This is a genomic window from Ancylobacter amanitiformis (assembly GCF_030814815.1).
Taxonomy (GTDB): domain Bacteria; phylum Pseudomonadota; class Alphaproteobacteria; order Rhizobiales; family Xanthobacteraceae; genus Ancylobacter; species Ancylobacter amanitiformis.
This window is the reverse complement of the sequence record NZ_JAUSVR010000004.1, coordinates 57,672-77,163: the sequence shown is the minus strand read 5'-3', so window position 1 is coordinate 77,163 and position 19,492 is coordinate 57,672. Positions and strand designations below refer to the sequence as shown.

Sequence of the window (19,492 nt, the reverse complement as noted above, 5' to 3'; positions counted from 1 at the left end):
ATTGTCCGGCCGCGGCATTCACCTCGATCCCGACCAGCGCCGCGACTGGCTCCGTCTCATCCGCACCGAAAATGTCGGGCCGCGCGCCTTTCGCGGCTTGATCAACCGATTCGGCGGCGCGGCGGCCGCGCTAGAGGCGCTGCCGGGCATGGCGCGGCGCGGCGGGCGGCTCATTCCCCCGCGCATTCCCACCCTGGCCGAGGTCGAGGCCGAGATCGCCGCGCTGGAGCGCATCGGTGCGCGGCTGGTGGCGCTTGGCGAGCCGGAATATCCCGCCCTGCTGCGTGAGATCGACGACGCGCCGCCGCTGATCGCCATGCGTGGGCGGATCGAACTCCTGTCCAGGCCGGCGGTGGCCATTGTCGGCTCGCGCAATGCCTCCGGCGCCGGGCGGACCATGACCGCGCGCATCGCCCGCGGGCTCGGCGAGGCCGGCTGGCTGGTGGTGTCCGGACTGGCGCGCGGCATCGACGCGGATGCCCACGCGGCGAGCCTGGCCACCGGCACGGCGGCGGTCATCGCCGGTGGGCTCGATCGCCCCTACCCGCGCGAGAACGACGCGCTGCACGCCCGCATCGTCGAGCAGGGCGTGGTGCTCACCGAAATGCCGATGGGCTGGGAGCCGCGCGCACGCGATTTCCCGCGTCGCAACCGGCTGGTGTCGGGCATGACGCTCGGCGTGGTTGTGGTGGAGGCGGCGGAGCGCTCCGGCTCGCTCATCACCGCCCGGCTGGCGGGCGAACAGGGCCGCGAAGTGCTGGCGGTGCCCGGCTCGCCGCTCGATCCGCGCGCGGCCGGCACCAATGGCCTCATCAAGCAGGGGGCGGCGCTGGTGACGGGCGCCGACGACGTGATCGAGGTGCTGTCCTCGCTGCGTGGGCGCCCGTCGGCCTTCCGGGTCGAGGAGGAGCCCGACATGGCGCTCGACATGTTCGAGCCGAGCGACGATGCGCGCAGCCGGCTGCTCGGCCTGCTGGGCACGACTCCGTTGCCGGTCGACGACCTCGTCTCGATGGCCGGCTGCAGCGCCGCCGAGGCGCAGATCGTGCTGCTCGAACTTGAGCTTGCCGGGCGGCTGGAGCGCCACGCCGGCGGGCGCGTCTCGCTGCTTGCGTGAGCTCCCCTGAATGCGCGCGGGCGGATGCTCCCGCCATGTGATTGCGTGGATCGTCCGCGCGCGCCCGCTTCAGGAGCGATCGACCTCCGTGTCCTCGTGAAGCGGGTTTTTCAGTCCGCGGGCCTCGTCCCGCGCCATCTCCAGCAGATAGCGCAGGACGTGCAGGTTGTGTCCCGCAGCCAATGTCGCGAGTTCGTGAGCTATATCGGCGATATAGCTCACGACTTCGCGCTTCGGTTGGAAATCGCGATCAATATCGTGCACGGGGCGCCTGTCGCTGAGGATCGGGAGGACGATCGTCAGCCAGGCCGACGAGCAATGCGTGCAACCTTTAGGTGCAAAATGGTCGATATAAATTATCATTAATTGTCATTCGTCGGAAGTCTCGCGGCCAAAAGGTGTGTCCGAAAAGCCGTGCGAAACCGTAAATCGTCATCGGCGATGACGGCGAAAGGCCCTGTTCGGCCGGGGAGCGGCGACGCCCTATTTGACAGGGCGGGACAGCTACCCCATTTTCCGGGCCGCTTTGGGATGAACATATAACGAACGCGGCGGACGCATGCAGGTCGTCATCGTTGAATCGCCTGCAAAGGCGAAGACGATCAATAAATACCTTGGATCGGGCTACGAGGTTTTCGCCTCGTATGGGCACGTGCGCGACCTTCCAGCGAAGGACGGCTCGGTCGACCCCGAAACGGATTTCACCATGCTGTGGGATGTCGATCCCAAGTCGCAGAAGCGGCTTTCCGACATCGCCCGAGCCGTGAAGGATGCCGATGGGCTCATCCTCGCCACCGACCCGGATCGGGAAGGCGAGGCGATTTCCTGGCATGTGCTGGAGGTGCTGAAGGAAAAGCGCGCCCTCAAGGACACGCCGGTTTCGCGCGTGGTCTTCAACGCCATCACCAAACAGTCGGTGCTGGAGGCGATGAAGCATCCGCGCACCATCGACGCGGCGCTGGTGGACGCCTATCTCGCCCGGCGTGCGCTCGACTATCTCGTCGGCTTCACGCTCTCGCCGGTGCTGTGGCGCAAGCTGCCCGGGGCGCGCTCCGCGGGGCGCGTTCAATCGGTGGCGCTGCGTCTCGTCTGCGACCGCGAACGCGAGATCGAAACCTTCGTCCAGCGCGAGTACTGGTCGATCGCGGCCCTGCTCGCCACCCCGCGCAGCGAGACCTTCGAGGCGCGGCTGGTCGGTGCCGACGGCAAGAAGATCACCCGGCTGGATGTCGGCACCGCCGAGGAGGCCGGCGCCTTCCGTCAGGCGCTGGAGGCGGCCGATTACAAGGTGCGCAGCGTCGAGGCCAAGCCCGCGCGGCGCCACCCCTACCCGCCCTTCACCACTTCCACCCTGCAGCAGGAAGCCAGCCGCAAGCTCGGCTTCGCGCCGGCCATCACCATGCGCATCGCCCAGCGCCTCTATGAAGGCGTGGACGTGGGCGGCGAGACGGTCGGCCTGATCACCTATATGCGAACCGACGGCGTCGACATGGCACCGGAAGCCATCGCCGCGGCGCGTTCGCTCATCGGGCGCGATTATGGCGATCGCTACCTGCCCTCGGCCCCGCGCAAATACACCGCCAAGGCCAAGAACGCGCAGGAAGCGCATGAGGCGATCCGCCCGACGGAGATGTCGCGTCTGCCCCGGGACGTGATGCGCCACCTCGAACCCGAGCAGGCCAAGCTTTATGAGCTGATATGGCTGCGCACCATCGCGAGCCAGATGGAATCGGCCGAGATGGAGCGCACCACGGTCGACATCGACGCCGTGGCGGCCGGACGGACGCTGGAACTGCGCGCCACCGGCACGGTGATCAAGTTCGACGGCTTCCTCACCCTCTATCGCGAGAGCCGCGACGACGAAGAGGAAGAGGAGGAGAATCGCCGCCTGCCCGGAATGTCGGCCGGCGAGCGCCTCGCCAACAAGGGCATCAAGGCCGAGCAGCACTTCACCGAGCCGCCTCCGCGCTATTCCGAGGCGTCGCTGGTCAAGCGCATGGAAGAGCTGGGCATCGGCCGCCCCTCGACCTATGCCTCGGTGCTCGCCGTGCTGCGCGACCGCGAATATGTGCGGCTCGACAAGCGCCGGCTGGTGCCCGAGGACAAGGGCCGGCTGGTCACCGCCTTCCTGGAGAGTTTCTTCGACCGCTATGTGGAATATGACTTCACGGCCGATCTCGAGGAAAAGCTGGACAAGATCTCGGCCGGCGAACTCGACTGGAAGGACGTGCTGCGCGACTTCTGGCGCGATTTCGCCGCCGCCGTGGGCGAGACCAAGGATCTGCGCGTCTCCGAGGTGATCGACCGGCTCGACGAGTTGCTGACCGCGCACATGTTCCCGCCCAAGGAAGATGGCACCGACCCGCGCCTGTGCCCGCATTGCGGCACCGGCCGGCTGTCGCTGAAAGTCGGCAAGTACGGCGCCTTCATCGGCTGCTCGAACTATCCCGAATGCAAATATACCCGCCCGCTGGCGGTGCAGAACGGCGATCCCGACAAGCCGGCGGAGGGGAACGGCACCCGCGTGCTCGGCACCGATCCGGCGACGGGTCTCGAAGTGACGGTGCGCGATGGCCGCTTCGGCACCTATCTTCAGCTTGGCGAGGCCAAGGATGGGGAAAAGCCCAAGCGCTCCAGCCTGCCCAAGGGGCTCGCGCCGGCCGATGTCGATCTCGACACCGCGTTGTCCCTGCTGTCCCTGCCGCGCGAGATCGGCCGGCATCCCGACAGCGGCGACCCGATCCTGGCGGGCATCGGCAAGTTCGGTCCCTATGTGCAGTACGGAAAGATCTACGCCAATCTGGAAGCCGATGACGACGTGCTGTCGGTCGGCATCAACCGGGCCGTGGCGCTGATCGCGGACAAGCAGAACAAGGGCCCGGGCCGCGGCCGCGGGGCCACCGGCGGGCGGGCGCTGGGCGATCATCCCACGCTTGGCGGGGCGATCACGGTGCGTCCGGGGCGGTTCGGTGCCTATGTCAACCACGGCAAGGTCAACGCGACTCTGCCCAAGGACATGGATCCCGAAACCGTCACGCTGGATCAGGCAGTGGAGATGATCACCGCCAAGGGCGGCGCCGTGCCGGCCAAGGCGCCAAGCCGCGCGTCGGCTGCCAAGGCCGCGACCGGCGCGACGGAAGGCAAGGCCTCCAAGGCTCCCGCGAAGAAAGCGGCGGCCAAGAAGACCGCCGCCAAGACGGCAACGAAAACGGCAACCAAAACCGCGGCCACCAAGGCTCCCGCCAAGAAGGCGGTGAAGGGCGCCTAGCGTCCTTCACCTCGCCTCGCGCCAGGGCCTTCACGGGAGCGTTCCCCGCGAAGGCCTGCGCGGGAATGAGATCGCGAGCGGGTGCGCTATTCGGTCAGCGTCGGTGCCGGCGCATGGCCCGAGCGCAGCGGGCGCTCCTCCATCAGCAGCAGCGCGACCAGCGAGATCGACAGCGCGGCGGCGGCGGCAGCGAACACCCAGCGAAATGCGCCGGCGAGCGGGCCGACCCGCGTCTCCCCGGCCAGCAGCGCCTCCAGCAGCGAGCCGCCCTCGATGCCGGACATGCCGATGACGATGGCGCCGAATCCGGCCGTCAGCACCGCGCCGCCGAGCGATCGGAAGAAATTGACCACCCCCGTCGCCGTGCCCATCTGCGGCAGCGGGACGGCGTTCTGGATGGCGACGGTGGAGACCGGCAACACCGTGCCAAGCCCGATGCCCACCACGCCCATCGCCGCGCACACCGTGAAGACGTGCAGGCCGATCGGCCACACCGCCAGAATCAGCAGCGCGGCGATCGCCGCCAGCAGCCCCACGAACGACAGGCGCTTGTAGTGCACTGCGCGGCTCATCATCCGGCCCGCGCCGGTCGCCCCCACCACCACGCCGCCCATCAGCGGAATCAGCGCCATGCCCGAGGCCGAGGCGCTGAGGCGCAGCACACCCTCGAGATAAAGCGGCAGCTGGATCGACAGGCCGATCAGCGTTCCCATCGCGAAGGCCGCCGCCGGCACCCCGGTGCGCACCACCTGGTTGGACAGCACGGCGACGGGCAGCAGCGGCTCGGCCGCCGTGACGACTCGCACGGCGAAGCCCGCCCACACCACCGCCGATCCGGCCAGAAGGGTGATGATGGGTGCCGAGGCCCAGGCAAACCGCGTCCCGCCCCAGGTGAGAGCGAGCAGCAGCAGCACGGTCGCCACGCACATCAGTCCGGCACCGAGAATGTCCAGCCGGTGCGGGTGGTGATGCGCCGGCAGCCGGCGCAGCGCCCGGTCGCTCATGGCGGCCGCGCCGATGCCGAGCGGAACGTTGATCCAGAAAATGAGCGACCAGTGCAGGTGCTCGGCGAAGAATCCGCCGAGAATCGGTCCGGCAATGCTGGAGGTGATGAACACCGCGGCGAAATAGGCCTGGTAGCGCCCACGCTCGCGCGGGGCCACGAGCAGCCCGATGATGGTCTGCGCCAGCGCGATGAGCCCGCCCCCGCCGAGCCCCTGCACGGCGCGCCCGGCGATCATCCACATCATGCCGGGGGCCAGCGCGCACAGCACCGAGCCGATGAGAAACAGCGCGATCGACGCCAGCAGCACCGGCCGGGGGCCGTGAATATCGGCCAGCTTGCCCACCAGCGGCGTCACCGCCGTGCCGGTCAGCAGATAGGCGGTGACGACCCAGGAAATGCTTTCGAGATCGCCGAACTGCGCGCCGATGGTCGGCAGCGCGGTGGCGATGATGGTCTGGTCCAGCGCGCTGAGGAACATGGCCAGCATCACGCCGATGATGATGGTGCGAATCTCGGCATGGGCCAGCTGGTAATCGGCAGTGGGGGAGTGGGCGTCCATCGGGCAGCTTTCAGATCGGGGGTCCCCGCCCCGGGGAGCGCGCGGCAAAATCGGCGCATAAACCATCAATTGCAAGAGACCGCGCACGCCATGGCGCCCTGACGCCGCGTTGCCCGGTCGACGCGGCTGCGCGTAACCGCTAGCGTCGCAACGTCATTCACGGACCCCTGACCAGTGCGCAAACCCTTGAAGCCGAAGATACGCAAGCCCTCCTCGCCCCGTCCGCCCCGGGGACTGCCCACTCGCGAGGAGTTGATGGCGTTCATCGCCACGCATGGCGGGGATGTCGGCAAGCGGGAGATTTCACGCCATTTCGGCCTCGATGGCAGCGACCGAATCATTCTCAAGGACGTGCTGCGCGAACTCGCCGAGGAAGGCGTGATCGGGCGCAAGCGCCGCAAGCTGCATGTCCCCGGCGCCCTGCCCGCCATCGTCATGGCCGAAATTGTGGAGCGCGACGAGGACGGCGAACTCATCGCCCAGCCGGTCGACTGGGACGAGGAAGAGCAGGGCGAGGCGCCGCGCATCCTCGTGCGTCTGGCGCGTCGCGGCCGGGTGGCCGGGCCGGCGCCCACCATCGGCGACCGCGTGCTGCTGAAGACCGAGGAGATTCCCGAAGCGGACGGGCGCATCCGCCACAATGGCCACGTGCTCAAGCTGATCGACAAGGCGCGCGCGCTGACGCTCGGCATCTTCCGGCGCGACGCGCAGGGCGGCGGGCGGCTCGTTCCCGTCGACAAGCGCAACATGGGCCGCGAACTCGCCATCCCACCGGATTTTGCCGGCGATGCGGAGGAAGGCGACCTGGTGGCGGTGGAGGTGGTGCGCCACCATGCCTATGGTCTGCCCATCGCGCGGGTGAAGGAGCGGCTCGGCTCGGTGGCCACCGAGAAGGCGATCAGCCTCATCGCCATCTACGCGCACAGCATTCCCAGCGTGTTTCGCCGTGAGACCCTGGCGGAAGCGGAGGCGGCACGGCCGGCCACCCTCAACGGGCGCTTTGAGACGCGCGAGGACTGGCGCGACCTGCCGCTCGTCACCATCGATCCGCCCGACGCCAAGGACCATGACGACGCGGTGCACGCCGTGCCGGATCTCGATCCCGACAATGAGGGCGGCTTCATCCTCACCGTCGCCATCGCCGACGTGGCGGCCTATGTGCGCCCCGGCAGCGCGCTGGACCGCGAGGCGCTGGTGCGCGGCAATTCGGTGTATTTCCCCGACCGGGTGGTGCCGATGCTGCCCGAGCGCATTTCCAACGACCTGTGCTCGCTACGCCCGCTGGAAGACCGCCCGGCCCTGGCCGTGCGCATGGTGGTGGGCGCCAATGGCCGCAAGAAGCGCCACAGCTTCCACCGAATCATGATGCGCTCAGCCGCCAAGCTCGCCTATGCGCAGGCGCAGGCGGCGATCGATGGCCGGCCGGACGACACCACGGCGCCGATCCTCGACGAGGTGCTGCGCCCGCTCTGGGCGGCCTACGCGGCAGTGAAGACGGCGCGCGATGCCCGCTCGCCGCTGGAACTCGACCTGCCCGAGCGCAAGATCCTGCTCAAGCCCGATGGCACGGTGGACAAGGTGATCGTTCCCGAGCGGCTGGACGCGCACAAGCTGATCGAGGAATTCATGATCCTCGCCAACGTCGCCGCCGCCGAGACGCTGGAGGAAAAGCGCACCCCCCTCGTCTACCGTGTGCATGACCAGCCTTCGCTGGAGAAGATGTCGGGCCTGCGCGAATTCCTGCAGACCCTGGACATCAAGCTGGCCAAGAGCGAGACGGTGCGCCCCGCCCAGTTCAACGAGATCCTCGCCCGCGTCGTCGGCACCGAACTGGCGCCGCTGGTGAACCAGGTGATCCTGCGCAGCCAGGCGCAGGCGGAGTACGCGCAGGAGAATTACGGTCATTTCGGCCTGCATCTGCGCCGCTACGCGCATTTCACCTCGCCGATTCGCCGCTATGCCGACCTCATCGTGCATCGCGGGCTGGTCCGCGCGCTGGATTTCGGCCGCGACGGGCTGCCCGAGAGCACGACCCCGGAGCAGCTGGCGGAAATCGCCGCGCGCATCTCGGCCAGCGAGCGCCGCGCCATGGCGGCCGAGCGCGAGACCATCGACCGGCTGATCGCCCACCATATGGCGCAGCAGATCGGCGCGACCTTCCATGGCCGCATTGCCGGCGTCACCAAGGCCGGGCTGTTCGTCGCGCTGGACGATACCGGCGCCGACGGCTTCATTCCCGCCGCGACGCTGGGCCAGGACTATTATCTCTATGATGAGGCCCGCCACGCGCTGATCGGCGAGCGCAGCGGCGAGATGCACCGGCTGGGCGACCGCGTCGAAGTGAAGCTGGTGGAAGCCGCGCCGGTGGCTGGCGCGCTGCGCTTCGAGCTACTATCGGAAGGCGCACGGGTCGCGGGCGGCCGGCGCGGATCGGGAGCACCGGGACGCGGCGGCTACCGCCGCCCGGACCAGCGCTCCGCGACGTCCAAGCGGCCCGGCAAGCGGCGATGACGCCCGAGAGCGATTGGAGGCAACCGGCAATGACCGCACGGCAGATGTCGACGCCCCCGATCGGCGGGCACAAGATGGCGGGCGGGCCCGCCCGTCCGGTGGGGCCGGCACTGATCAACGGTTTTCGCATGCGCTGCCCGGCCTGCGGCAAGGGCGCGCTGTACAACGCCTATCTCAAGGTGAACGAGACCTGCCCGAGCTGTGGCGAGGAATTGTGGCATCACCGGGCGGACGATGCCCCGCCCTACATGGTCATCACCCTTGTCGGCCACATCGTCGTGCCGCTGCTGCTGACCGTGGAAATGGCGCTGCGCCCGGCCCTGTGGATCCACCTCACCATCTGGCTGCCGCTGACGCTCATTCTCGCGCTCGTGCTGCTGCCCCCGGTGAAGGGCGCGCTGATCGGCTATCAATGGGCGCTGCGCATGCACGGCTTCGACCCGGCCGATGGCGAGCATGACCCCGTTCCTCCCAGCCGCCGAACCTGAGCAGCCCCCGCGATGATCCCGACCGACGTTTCCGCGCGCTTCGATGCGCCGCGCGCCCTCGCGACCGAGCCGACCGCCCCTCGGACCGCCCCTCGGGCCGCCGCTCCCGTGCGTCCGGTCGATGCGGCGACGCTGGTGCTGGTCGACCGCTCCCGGCGCACGCCGCGCCTCCTGCTGGGGCGCCGCAACCCGGCACTGAAATTCATGCCCGGCAAGTTCGTCTTCCCCGGCGGGCGGGTCGATCCGCAGGATCGCCGCGTGCCGGTCTACGGCATGCTCGACACCGAGAGCGAGCGCCGCCTGCTCGCCCGCGTCGTCCGGCCGAGCGCGGCACGGGCGCGCGCGCTGGCGCTGGCCGCCATCCGCGAGACCTGCGAAGAGACCGGCCTGCTGATCGGCACGCGCGAGGCCGGAATACCGGAGAACCTGCCGCCGAGCTGGCAGGGCTTCGGCGATGCCGGCGTGTTTCCCAGCCTGGAGGCGCTGACCTTCGTGGCCCGCGCCATCACCCCGCCGAGCCTGCCCCGCCGTTTCGACACGCGCTTCTTCCTCGCCGATGCCGGCGAGATCGCCCACCGCGAGGAGCGCAATATCGGCCCCGACACGGAGCTGGTGGAACTCGCCTGGATGACATTCAGCGAGGCCAAGGCCGCCGAGGTGCCGCGCATCACGCTTGTCATCATCGAGGAAGTAGAAGCCCGGCTGAAGGCGGGCAATCGCCCGTGGACGCCGGTGCCGTTCTATTTCGCGCGCGCCGGCCGCATGTTGCGCGAGACGCTGGCCTGATGGCGGATCGCCGCAGCCGCCGGGTCCGTCGCGGCTGACCCGCCGCCCGATCCAGAAATGCCCGTCATGCTGGCATTGCCAAAAGTCATTCGACTTTCACGGCGCATGGTTTAGACGAGGCGGCCGCTGGAGAATTTTCGCCAAACACGCGTTCGGCGAAAATTCCTCAGGTCTTGCCTTGATGCGTTTTCTTCACGCGAGCCTGAATCCGCTTGGTTCGACGACGCTCAAGAGGCCCTCTCAGGTGACGCCATGCATGCCCCGGTCGCGCGCCGCGACATCAATATCGCCTCCATCGCCGCGGCCATCGGCGCCATATCCGCGGTCGGGCTCGGGCTCGCGCTGTCGATTCCGCTGCTGGCCTTCGAGCTCGACGCGCGCGGCATTTCCTCGACCTGGATCGGCATCAACACCGCGGTCGGCGGCGTGGCGACCATTGCCCTCGCGCCCTTCCTGCCCAACATGGTGCGCCGCTTCGGCGCGGGCCCGCTGCTGCTGACGGCCATCGCCACGGCGGCCGTGAGCCTGCTCGCGTTCAAGGTCACGTCGTCCTTCCCGCTGTGGTTTCCGCTGCGCTTCGTCTTCGGCGCGGCGCTCTGCGTGCTGTTCGTGGTCAGCGAATTCTGGATCAACGCCGCGTCGCCGAGCAACCGGCGCGGGCTGGTCATAGGCATTTATGCCACGGTGCTTTCGGCCGGCTTTGCCGGCGGGCCGGCGATTCTCAGTCTGGTCGGCACCACGGGCTGGCCGCCCTATCTGGCCGGTGCCGCCTGTATCGGGCTCGCGGCCATTCCCGTGATGATCGGCGCGGCCGGAGCGCCGTCCATCGAGACCGAAAGCTCCGGCGGCGTGCTGAGCCTGCTGCGCATTGCGCCGGCGGCGACGCTGGCCGCCTTCGTGTTCGGCGCGGTGGAGACCGGACTGGTCAATTTCCTCCCGCTCTATGGCCTGCGGCGGGGGCTCGACGCCCCGCAGGCGGCGCTGCTGCTCACCATCGCCGAACTGGGCAATGTGGCGCTGCAACTGCCGATCGGGCTGCTGAGCGACCGGCTGGACCGGCGCAAGATGCTGCTCGGCTGCGGCATGGTCGGCATCGTCGGTGCTTTTCTCATGCCCTACCTCGCCATCGACGGCTGGGCGATGTGGGCGACGGTGTTCATCACCACGGGAATCGTCGCCGGCCTCTACACGATCGGGCTCGCCCTGCTGGGCGCCCGATTCGACGGGGCGGCGCTGGCCACCGCCAATGCAGGCTTCGTGATGCTGTATTCGCTCGGCCTGATCCTCGGCCCGACCACGGTGGGCGGTGGCATGCAATTGTTCGACCCGCACGGCTTCGCCTGGGCCATTGGCGGCTTTCTCGTGATGTATGCCGTGGTGGTCGCCGGCCAGATATGGCGCGACCGCTGAACGGGAATTCTTGACATTCGCGTCCCGATCACGGATACGGACGCCAACGAGCGGCACCTATGCCGCGCGATCCAGATAAATTCGGCGTGGCTGCGGCCACGTAGCAGGAGACCCGGTCAATGGCCAAGGCAACGACCATCAAGATCAAGCTCGTGTCCAGCGCCGACACCGGCTTCTTCTATGTTACCAAGAAGAACTCGCGCACCATGACCGACAAGCTGGTCGTGAAGAAGTACGATCCCGTCGCGCGCAAGCACGTCGAGTTCCGCGAAGGCAAGATCAAGTGATCCGCACGTTCAGCTGAGCCGGCGTCGCCAGACGCCGCCGCTGGAACAAAAAAGGCGCCGAAAGGCGCCTTTTTTAATGCTGCGATCGCCCGGCCAGACGCGGACCGTGTAGCGGACGGTGTCGCGGTGGACGAGGTCGCGGTGCCGGATCGGTGCATCCCTTGCTCGCCCCCGGCGGGCCGGGCGGCGGAATCGGTGATCGGCAGGCAGTGGTGAGGAGAGGCCATCCAACACCACCGCCCGCCGACCGAACCCTACGGACCCAGGAGATGCGGCGGACCCGAGCACTCCGCAGGGCAAGGCGATACCGCTATAAAGCTAGCTCAACCGTGGGCGAAAGCAACGGGGTTGCGAGGCTCTCGACAACAAAGTCGAACTAGTTTCGCAAGATTCGCTCCCCCGGCCGCATTGGTCGAACGGGGCGTGCGCTGCCGGCCGGTTCGCCCCGACTCACTCGTCGGGGAGAAACTGGCGGACCGTTTCCAGGAACTTGGCGACGGAAATGGGCTTGGACAGATAGGCTTCGCAGCCGCCCTCGCGAATCCGCTCCTCGTCGCCCTTCATGGCGAAGGCGGTGACGGCGATGACGGGTATGGCCTTCAGCTCCGGATCGGCCTTCAGCCGACGGGTGACATCGATGCCGGAAATCTCCGGCAGCTGGATGTCCATGAGAATGAGGTCCGGCCGGTGCTTGCGCGCCAGATCCAACGCCTCGAGCCCATGCCGGGTACCGAGGGTCACATAGCCGTGGGCTTCGAGAAGATCGTTGAAGAGCTTCATATTCAGCTCATTATCCTCAACGATCAGAACGGTCTTGGACATCGGGCGTGGGTCCGTTGCGTCTTTGAGTTCGTCGTCGACGGTCCGCACGCGGGCCACTATCCAGCAGGCGTCGGCCGCTCTTCGTGAGCGCAGCCTACGCCCGCATTCCTTACGGAACCGCAAATGCACAGTCGCAGATCGAAGTCATTGTCCACCGGACAGGCCGCCCGCGAGGTCGCCCTCGGCGCGCTCGGCTTTCTCGCCGCCGATCCCGAGCGGATCGGCCCCTTCCTCGCCGAGAGCGGTCTCTCGCCCGCCGACCTGCGCGGCATCGCGGGATCCACGCCCTTTCACGTGGCGCTGCTGGACTTCCTGATCAACCGGCAGGATCTTCTCATCGCCTATGCGGGCGAGGCGGGCATCGATCCCGGCCATGTGGTGGCCGCGCGTGAGATCCTCGCCCATGACGGGACCAAGGGGGACTGAGAGGCGCCATGGCGGGCGAGCCGGCCTTCTGCCGCGATTGCCTGCATGAGGCGGGCGATGCCATGCGTTGCCGCCATTGCGGCAGCCCGCGCATCACCCGCCATGCCGAGCTTGACCGCCTGCACATCGCCCATGTCGATTGCGACGCCTTCTACGCGGCGGTGGAAAAGCGCGACGATCCCGCGCTGCGCGACGTGCCGGTCATCATCGGCGGCGGCAAGCGCGGCGTGGTCTCCACCTGCTGCTATCTCGCACGGGTCAAGGGCGTGCGCTCGGCCATGCCGATGTTCAAGGCGCTGGCGCTCTGCCCCGAGGCCGTCGTGGTGAAGCCGAACATGGCGAAATATGTCAGCGTCGGCCGGCAGATCCGCGAGCGGATGCTGCACCTCACGCCGCTGGTCGAGCCCCTGTCGATCGACGAGGCCTTTCTCGACCTTGCCGGCACCGCCCGCCTGCACGGCGAGAGCCCGGCACGCGCCCTCGCCCGGCTCGCCCGCGCCGTCGAGGCGGAAATCGGCGTCACCCTCTCGGTCGGGCTGGCGCCGAACAAGTTCCTCGCCAAGATCGCCTCCGATCTCGACAAGCCGCGCGGCTTCGCGGTGATCGGCGCGGCCGAGGCGGCCGGCTTTCTCGCCCCGCGCAGCGTCGGCACCATCTGGGGCGTGGGCAAGGCGACGCAGGAGCGGCTCGCCCGCGAGGGCTTCCGCCTCATCGCCGATCTGCAGGCCGCGGATGAGGCCACCCTCGCCCGCCGCTTCGGCAATGAGGGGCTGCGGCTCCACCGCCTGGCGCGCGGCATTGACGAGCGCCGCGTGAACCCCGAGCGCGAGACCAGGAGCGTCTCGACCGAGACGACCTTCGATGTCGACATTGCCGAGTTCCGCGCGTTGGAGCAGGAACTCTACGCCCTCTCGCGCAAGCTCTCCGACCGGCTGAAGGCCGCCGGCCATGCCGGGCGCACGGTGACGCTGAAGCTGAAGACGGCGGATTTCCGGCTCATCACCCGCGCCCGCTCGCTGGAGGATCCGACCCGCCTCGCCCACCGCATCTTCGAGCACGCGCGCGAGTTGCTGGCGAAGGAGGCGGACGGGCGACGCTTCCGGCTGATCGGGGTCGGCGTCTCCGAACTCGCCGATCCCGCCCTTGCCGATCCCGCCGACCTCGTCGACATGCAGGCCACCAAGAAGGGCAAGGCGGAACTGGCGGTGGATGACCTGCGCGCCCGTTTCGGCAAGGCGATCATCGATCGCGGCATCCTGCTCGACAGCCCGCGCGGACGCGGGCCGACCCAGCCCCACCGCAACGTGCCGGACGAATCGCGGGCGGATGATCCGGCTATTTCGAGCAATTCTCCTGCGGCAGCGCCTCGTAGGAAGTGAGCGTGCCGCGCAGCGCGAAATCGCCATAGTCGAGCTTCAGGGCGCGGCTCACGCCATTGTCGAACAGGTCGAAGCTGATCGTGTAGTCGGGCGTCTGCGCGGCGGCGCCGCGCTCGTAATAGCTGATCGTCACGGGGTAGCGCGTGCGCCCGGCGAGGTCGCCGCTTGTGGCAACCTCTTCCAGCCCCTTGGGATCGGCCGTGCCGCGCCCGATGACCGAGAGCGTATCGTAGATCTTCTTGGCATCGGGCGAGCCGTCATAGACCGGCGCCTCAAGGGTCGCCTCGTGCTGCTGGGCGGCGGCGAGCACGCGCAGCACGTGCTGGGTGGGCAGAAGCACGGTCTTGCCGAGTTCCAGAGTGGCGGAGGAGGGCTTGGTGGCCGTCACCACCAGCCGGCCATCGCGGCGCTCGGCGACCCCGTCGGCCTCCTCGGGCGCGGAGCCGTTGATCGTGTTGGTCACGCGGAAGCGGTAGGCGTTGGAATCGCCATCCTCCCAGGTGGCCGTGTCGATGGCGCTGTTCACCCGCCCGCCTTCGGTTTCCAGCGCGGTCGCCTGCCGCAATTGCACGGAATAGCCGGCGCAAGCATCCCCCCGCAATTCGTACACGATCTCCCCCTTGGCGGCGTTGATGCGCTTGGAGGGCTTGGCGCCATCCAGCGTCAGCGCATAGGTCGCCCGGTGCGGCGAGAGTTGCACGGCGCCGGCCGGCACCACCGCGGCCAGAAGCAGCGCGAGCGCGGCGAATCCGGGCAGGGATTTGCCGCGTGAGGATGGGCCGGGCAAGGACAGGCGCGGAAACGCGCGGGCGGGCACGGGTGCGGGCATCAGGTTGGATTTCCCTTCGGCGAAGGCGCACGACTTGCGCACGGCTGGTCGATCAGACAAACATCGCACCCCGAACACAAGGCGAGAACAAGGGCGACATGTTGGCAGGCTCCAACGCGCCCTTCACGCAGCAGATTAGCATGGAGATTGACATGTCCGGTACGGTTGAGGCGAAGCTCGCGGCTCTCGGCATCACCATTCCCGCCGCCACCGCGCCGGCGGCCAATTATGTGCCGACCGTGATCAGCGGCAACCAGCTGTGGATTTCCGGACAGATCTCCGTGGCCGAGGGCAAGTTCCTCGCCGGCAAGCTCACGGGTGAGGCCGATATCGAGGGCGGCCGCGCCGCCGCGCGCCAGTGCGCCATCAACATCATGGCGCAGGTGAAGGCCGCGCTCGGCGATCTCGACCGGGTGAAGCGCGTGGTCAAGCTGGTGGCCTTCGTCAATTCCGCACCGGACTTCACCGACCAGCCCAAAGTGGTGAACGGCGCCTCCGACCTCCTCGTCGAGGCGTTCGGCGATGCCGGCCGCCACGCGCGCTCGGCGGTGGGCGTGGCGGCACTGCCGTTCAATGTCAGCGTCGAGATCGAGGCGGTGGTCGAATTCGTCTGATCCCCCGGCAGCCCGATCGGCAGGTTCTCATGAACACCCCCGCCTGGCTCACCGCCCGGCCCATCGCCCACCGCGCGCTGCATGATGCGGCGCGCGGCGTGATCGAGAACACGCCCTCCGCGGTGGATGCCGCGCTGGCGCGGGATTTCGCCATCGAGGTGGACATCCAGCTTTCCGCCGATGGCGAGGCCATGGTGTTCCACGACGACACGCTGGAGCGGCTGACCACCGCCACCGGGCCGGCCCACGCCCTCACCGCCGCCCAGTTCAGGGCGACCGCGCTGCGCGGCACGGCCGACCGCACGATGACGCTGCCCGAGCTGCTGGCGCGGGTCGCCGGCCGCGTACCGCTGATCATCGAGCTGAAGAGCCGGTTCGACGGCAATCGCGCCGTGGCCGAGCGGGCGGCACTGGACCTTGCGGACTATGCCGGCCCGGCGGCGCTGATGTCGTTCGATCCGGATCTGGTCGAGGCCGTGCGGCACCTGGCGCCGCGCATTGCGCGCGGCATCACCATGGAACATGCCTATGACGACCCGGAATGGGACATGCTGAGCCCGGCGACCAAGTTCGCCTGGGGAAATCTGCTGCATTTCCCGCGCACACGGCCGGATTTCATCGCCCACTACGTGAAGGAACTGCCCTCGGCCCCGGTCGCGCTGGCGCGCCGGACCTTCGCCCTGCCGCTGCTGACCTGGACGGTGCGAACCGCCGGGGACCGCGCGGTTGCGGCCCGCCATGCCGACCAGATGATCTTCGAGGGCTTCCTGCCCTGAATGCCCTTCGGGCGCGGCCGGCGGGGCTGTTCTCTTTGTCGTGAACACTCTTCCGCCGCCGCGCGAAGGCGCGCAGATTGTCGCCATGCCTTCCGTGCGCCCGCCCGAGCGATCCGCCCCCATGCCTGACGAGACGATTACCCTGCGCGTCGAGAGCGACATCACAAAGCTCTCGGCGGCGGACTGGAACGCCTGCGCCAATCCCGCCTCCAACGAAGAGCAAACAACGCCCGGCACGTCGTTGTCATTGAACGGTGATTCGGCCTCGGACACCCCTCCTCGCCAGACGGAGCCTCCTGCCACGGGCGGTGAGGAACCCGCCTACAACCCCTTCGTCTCGCACGAATATCTCTCCGCGCTGGAAGAATCCGGCTCCGCGTCGCGGGCCACCGGCTGGCTGCCGCAGCATCTCGTTCTGGCCGATGCGGAGGGTGTGCCGCTCGGCATCTGCCCCGCCTATCTCAAGTCGCATTCGCGCGGCGAATACGTGTTTGACGAAGGCTGGGCGGACGCATTCGAGCGCGCCGGCGGGCGCTACTATCCCAAGCTGCAGGTCTCGGTGCCCTTCACGCCCGCCACCGGCCCGCGCCTGCTGGTGCGGGCGGGAGCGCCGGCAATGGGCGTGCGGCAGGCGCTGGGGCGCGGGCTGCTCACGCTGGCGCAGATGCGGGGCGCCTCCTCCGTTCACGCCACCTTCCTCGGCGAGGGCGATGCGCAGGCGCTGGAGGCGGAAGGATTCCTGCCCCGCACCGACCAGCAGTTCCACTGGCACAATCGCGGCTATGGCGACTACGAGGCCTTCCTCGGTGATCTCGCCTCGCGCAAGCGCAAGGCGATCCGGCGCGAGCGGCGCGAGGCGCTGGGAGACGGCATCACGCTGCACTGGCTGACCGGGAACGACATTACCGAGGAGGCCTGGGACGCCTTCTTTGCCTTCTACATGGAAACCGGCTCGCGCAAATGGGGGCGCCCCTATCTCAACCGGCAGTTCTATTCGCTGATCGGCGCGCGCATGGCGGAGCGCATCCTGCTGGTGATGGCGAAGCGCGCCGGGCGCTGGATCGCCGGCGCGATCAATTTCATCGGCTCGGATGCGCTCTATGGCCGACACTGGGGCGCCATCGAGCAGCACCCGTTCCTGCATTTCGAGGTCTGCTACCATCAGGCCATCGAATTCGCCATCGCGCGCGGACTGAAGACGGTGGAGGCCGGCGCGCAGGGCGAGCACAAGCTGGCACGCGGCTACCTGCCCGTCACCACCCGCTCCGCGCATTACATCGTCGATCCCGATTTCCGCGCGGCGGTGGCGCATTATCTGGAACGCGAGCGCCGCTATGTCGCTGACGCCGGCGCCGAGTTGAGCGAGCTTGGCCCGTTCCGCCGCGATCTCGATCCGGCCGAGCTGGACGAGCCGTGACCGCCCTGCACTCTTGTGCCCAGACTTGACCGCTCGCGCCCGGCTTGTCATCAGGTCGGGCCGACAGGGGAGAATTCCGATGGCCTATGATCCCGGCAACATCTTCGCGAAGATCCTGCGCGGCGAATTGCCCGCTTACCGCGTCTATGAGGACGCGCGTGTTCTCGCCTTCCTCGACATCATGCCCCGCGCGCCGGGCCACACGCTGGTGATCCCGAAGGCACCCTCGCGCAACCTGCTGGATATCGAGCCGGACGATCTGGCCGCCGTGGCCACCGCCGCCCAGCGCATCGCGCGGGCGCAGATGACCGCCTTCGAGGCGGAGGGCATTACCGTGACCCAGCACAACGAGCATGCCGGCGGGCAGGAAGTGTTTCACCTGCATGTGCATGTGATTCCCCGCCGCCTCGGCGTCGAGCTGAAGCCGCCGCTGTCCTACAAGGAGACCGCCGAGGTGCTGGCCGAGCAGGCCGCCCGGCTCAAGGCAGCGCTGGCCGGCTGAGCGTCAGCCGACGCCGAGCCACCAGGCACCGATCACCAATACCGCCTCGCCGGTGAGCACGCCGGCCAGTACCGAGCGGCGCATGGCGAGGAAGCCGGCAATGCCGCCGCCCACCGCGCCGAGCCGTAGCCAGAGCGGCAGCGCCACCAGCGCGCCGCTCGGCACCAGCACCAGCCGCGCCACCACGGCGGCAAGCAGCGCCGTCGCCACGGCGCGCACCCATTGCATCAAGAGGCTGTTCTCATCGATGCGGCGCCCGAACAGCACGCCGAACACGCGCCAGACCTCGTTCGGCAGGAAACCGACGAAGATCACGATGAGGATGGCGGTGAGTTCGTTGCTGTAGAAGCTCACGCGCGGCGCCTCAGTCCGTAGCGTGCGACGAGGAAGGCCAGCGTGCCTCCGCCGACTCCCGCCCAGAACAGGTCCAGCCCGCCGGGCGAATTGGCCACCAGCGGCGAGATCGCCGCCCCGAGCGCGATCGCCAGCCAGTCCACCGCCTGCCGGGCGTTGCGCACCAGCAGGATGGTGAAGGAAATCGGCGTCAGCAGCAGCAGGGCCACGGCGAGCGGGCCCGGCAGCGCATTGGTGAGGTAGAAGCCGAACGCGGTGCCCGCCATGCTCAGTGTCGTGAGGCCGACGCCAAGCCCGCAGGAATAGACCGGGCGCGCGTGTTCCGGCACGTCGGGCAGCAGGCGGAATCCCTCCACCCACATGGTGACCGCGACGAAATGGGCGCAGAGCAACTCCCGCCACAAACGGGGGCGCGGACCGCGCATCAGCGGCATCAGCGCCACCACCATCGGCATCAGCCGCACGCCCGAGAGGCAGACCGCCAGCGCCAGCGCCGGCAGCGAGGTGCCCGCGCCAAGACCGCCCACCAGAATCACCTGCGCCGGCAGCGCCCAGACGAGCAGGGTGGAGAGCAGGCCGGCAAGAATGGGAAAGCCCACATCGTGCATCAACCCGCCAAAGCCGATGAAGGTCGCCACCAGCACAAAGCCGGGCACCGCGCAGGCCCCCGCCATGCCGCGGAAAAACCAGCGAATCGAGGAAGCCGGAGCGAGGGATGGCGGCGGAACAGGCGAAGGCATGATGCGAAACCCGATGCCGACCGTTCATCGCCCCCGTCGCCGCTGCCGTCAAGCAGGAGCGCCCCCGCGCGCCGCATGCCGCCCATGCCGAAATCCGGTGGCGCCATGGCGAGAGGCGGGCCGGCCATGCAGGGGATATGAAAAAACCCGCCGCGGCACGGGGCCGCGACGGGGTTGTCTCTCCTCAAGGGCGGAATGGCA

General features: G+C 68.5%; 19 protein-coding genes. 13 read left to right on the top strand and 6 right to left on the bottom strand.

All coding sequences use genetic code 11. The annotated features are described in order from the left end of the window. Window position 1: 1 nt before the first annotated feature. Entirely contained in the window at window positions 2-1,117 is a 1,116-nt protein-coding gene (gene dprA / locus QOZ99_RS07755) for a DNA-processing protein DprA (RefSeq protein WP_306889401.1), read from the top strand. Between the two features lie 69 nt (window positions 1,118-1,186). Here the strand turns inward: dprA and QOZ99_RS07750 are convergent, their stop codons facing one another. Beyond that, window positions 1,187-1,480, bottom strand: a complete 294-nt coding sequence (locus QOZ99_RS07750) for a hypothetical protein (RefSeq protein WP_306889400.1) — start codon at window positions 1,478-1,480, stop codon at window positions 1,187-1,189. A 196-nt stretch (window positions 1,481-1,676) separates the two neighbouring features. Between QOZ99_RS07750 and topA the strand changes: the two genes are divergently transcribed. After that, window positions 1,677-4,385: a type I DNA topoisomerase gene (gene topA, locus QOZ99_RS07745; protein ID WP_306889399.1), complete on the top strand. Its 2,709-nt coding sequence runs from the start codon at window positions 1,677-1,679 to the stop codon at window positions 4,383-4,385. A gap of 86 nt (window positions 4,386-4,471) precedes the next feature. On the opposite strand, the gene QOZ99_RS07740 is transcribed toward topA, so the two are convergent. Further along, window positions 4,472-5,950, bottom strand: coding sequence for an MDR family MFS transporter (locus QOZ99_RS07740; protein ID WP_306889398.1), 1,479 nt, complete (start codon window positions 5,948-5,950; stop codon window positions 4,472-4,474). Window positions 5,951-6,205: 255 nt separating this feature from the next. On the opposite strand from QOZ99_RS07740, the gene rnr reads away from it, so the two are divergent. The 5 genes from rnr (at window position 6,206) to rpmG (ending at window position 11,432) form a co-directional block, all read left to right on the top strand. Then, window positions 6,206-8,461 (top strand): ribonuclease R, encoded by a 2,256-nt coding sequence (gene rnr, locus QOZ99_RS07735; RefSeq protein WP_370876814.1) that lies wholly within the window; start codon window positions 6,206-6,208, stop codon window positions 8,459-8,461. Window positions 8,462-8,490: 29 nt separating this feature from the next. Next, window positions 8,491-8,949: a DUF983 domain-containing protein gene (locus QOZ99_RS07730; protein ID WP_370876813.1), complete on the top strand. Its 459-nt coding sequence runs from the start codon at window positions 8,491-8,493 to the stop codon at window positions 8,947-8,949. Window positions 8,950-8,961: 12 nt separating this feature from the next. Next, entirely contained in the window at window positions 8,962-9,735 is a 774-nt protein-coding gene (locus QOZ99_RS07725; protein WP_306889397.1) for an NUDIX hydrolase, read from the top strand. A gap of 252 nt (window positions 9,736-9,987) precedes the next feature. Further along, window positions 9,988-11,145 (top strand): MFS transporter, encoded by a 1,158-nt coding sequence (locus QOZ99_RS07720; RefSeq protein WP_306889396.1) that lies wholly within the window; start codon window positions 9,988-9,990, stop codon window positions 11,143-11,145. 119 nt (window positions 11,146-11,264) lie between these two features. Then, window positions 11,265-11,432 carry a 50S ribosomal protein L33 gene (gene rpmG, locus QOZ99_RS07715; RefSeq protein WP_018390658.1) on the top strand — a complete coding sequence of 56 codons (168 nt, stop codon included), beginning with the start codon at window positions 11,265-11,267 and terminating at the stop codon, window positions 11,430-11,432. 450 nt (window positions 11,433-11,882) lie between these two features. Here the strand turns inward: rpmG and QOZ99_RS07710 are convergent, their stop codons facing one another. Continuing rightward, entirely contained in the window at window positions 11,883-12,254 is a 372-nt protein-coding gene (locus QOZ99_RS07710) for a response regulator (RefSeq protein WP_183189780.1), read from the bottom strand. Window positions 12,255-12,377: 123 nt separating this feature from the next. Between QOZ99_RS07710 and QOZ99_RS07705 the strand changes: the two genes are divergently transcribed. Next, window positions 12,378-12,680 (top strand): DUF3572 domain-containing protein, encoded by a 303-nt coding sequence (locus QOZ99_RS07705; protein ID WP_306889395.1) that lies wholly within the window; start codon window positions 12,378-12,380, stop codon window positions 12,678-12,680. An 8-nt stretch (window positions 12,681-12,688) separates the two neighbouring features. Beyond that, complete coding sequence (locus tag QOZ99_RS07700; protein ID WP_306889394.1) at window positions 12,689-14,059, top strand: DNA polymerase IV; 1,371 nt, start codon at window positions 12,689-12,691, stop codon at window positions 14,057-14,059. Here QOZ99_RS07700 and QOZ99_RS07695 read toward each other — a convergent pair. Continuing rightward, window positions 14,016-14,888, bottom strand: coding sequence for a cell envelope integrity EipB family protein (locus tag QOZ99_RS07695; protein WP_306889393.1), 873 nt, complete (start codon window positions 14,886-14,888; stop codon window positions 14,016-14,018). The genes QOZ99_RS07700 and QOZ99_RS07695 overlap by 44 nt on opposite strands. Before the next feature lie 152 nt (window positions 14,889-15,040). Between QOZ99_RS07695 and QOZ99_RS07690 the strand changes: the two genes are divergently transcribed. The 4 genes from QOZ99_RS07690 to QOZ99_RS07675 all read left to right on the top strand — a co-directional run bounded on the left by QOZ99_RS07690 (window position 15,041) and on the right by QOZ99_RS07675 (window position 18,197). After that, on the top strand, window positions 15,041-15,502 hold the full coding sequence (locus QOZ99_RS07690) for a RidA family protein (RefSeq protein WP_306889392.1): 462 nt from the start codon (window positions 15,041-15,043) through the stop codon (window positions 15,500-15,502). A 29-nt stretch (window positions 15,503-15,531) separates the two neighbouring features. Continuing rightward, on the top strand, window positions 15,532-16,278 hold the full coding sequence (locus QOZ99_RS07685; protein WP_306889391.1) for a glycerophosphodiester phosphodiesterase family protein: 747 nt from the start codon (window positions 15,532-15,534) through the stop codon (window positions 16,276-16,278). Window positions 16,279-16,399: 121 nt separating this feature from the next. Further along, window positions 16,400-17,695 (top strand): GNAT family N-acetyltransferase, encoded by a 1,296-nt coding sequence (locus QOZ99_RS07680; RefSeq protein ID WP_306889390.1) that lies wholly within the window; start codon window positions 16,400-16,402, stop codon window positions 17,693-17,695. A 79-nt stretch (window positions 17,696-17,774) separates the two neighbouring features. Beyond that, complete coding sequence (locus QOZ99_RS07675; protein ID WP_306889389.1) at window positions 17,775-18,197, top strand: HIT family protein; 423 nt, start codon at window positions 17,775-17,777, stop codon at window positions 18,195-18,197. Window positions 18,198-18,200: 3 nt separating this feature from the next. Here QOZ99_RS07675 and QOZ99_RS07670 read toward each other — a convergent pair whose 3' ends face one another. Together QOZ99_RS07670 and QOZ99_RS07665 are read right to left on the bottom strand one after the other, a co-directional pair. Further along, window positions 18,201-18,551, bottom strand: coding sequence for an AzlD domain-containing protein (locus tag QOZ99_RS07670; protein ID WP_306889388.1), 351 nt, complete (start codon window positions 18,549-18,551; stop codon window positions 18,201-18,203). Further along, window positions 18,548-19,225: an AzlC family ABC transporter permease gene (locus tag QOZ99_RS07665; RefSeq protein ID WP_306889387.1), complete on the bottom strand. Its 678-nt coding sequence runs from the start codon at window positions 19,223-19,225 to the stop codon at window positions 18,548-18,550. Before QOZ99_RS07665 ends, QOZ99_RS07670 begins: the two co-directional genes overlap by 4 nt. Between the last annotated feature and the right edge of the window lie 267 nt (window positions 19,226-19,492).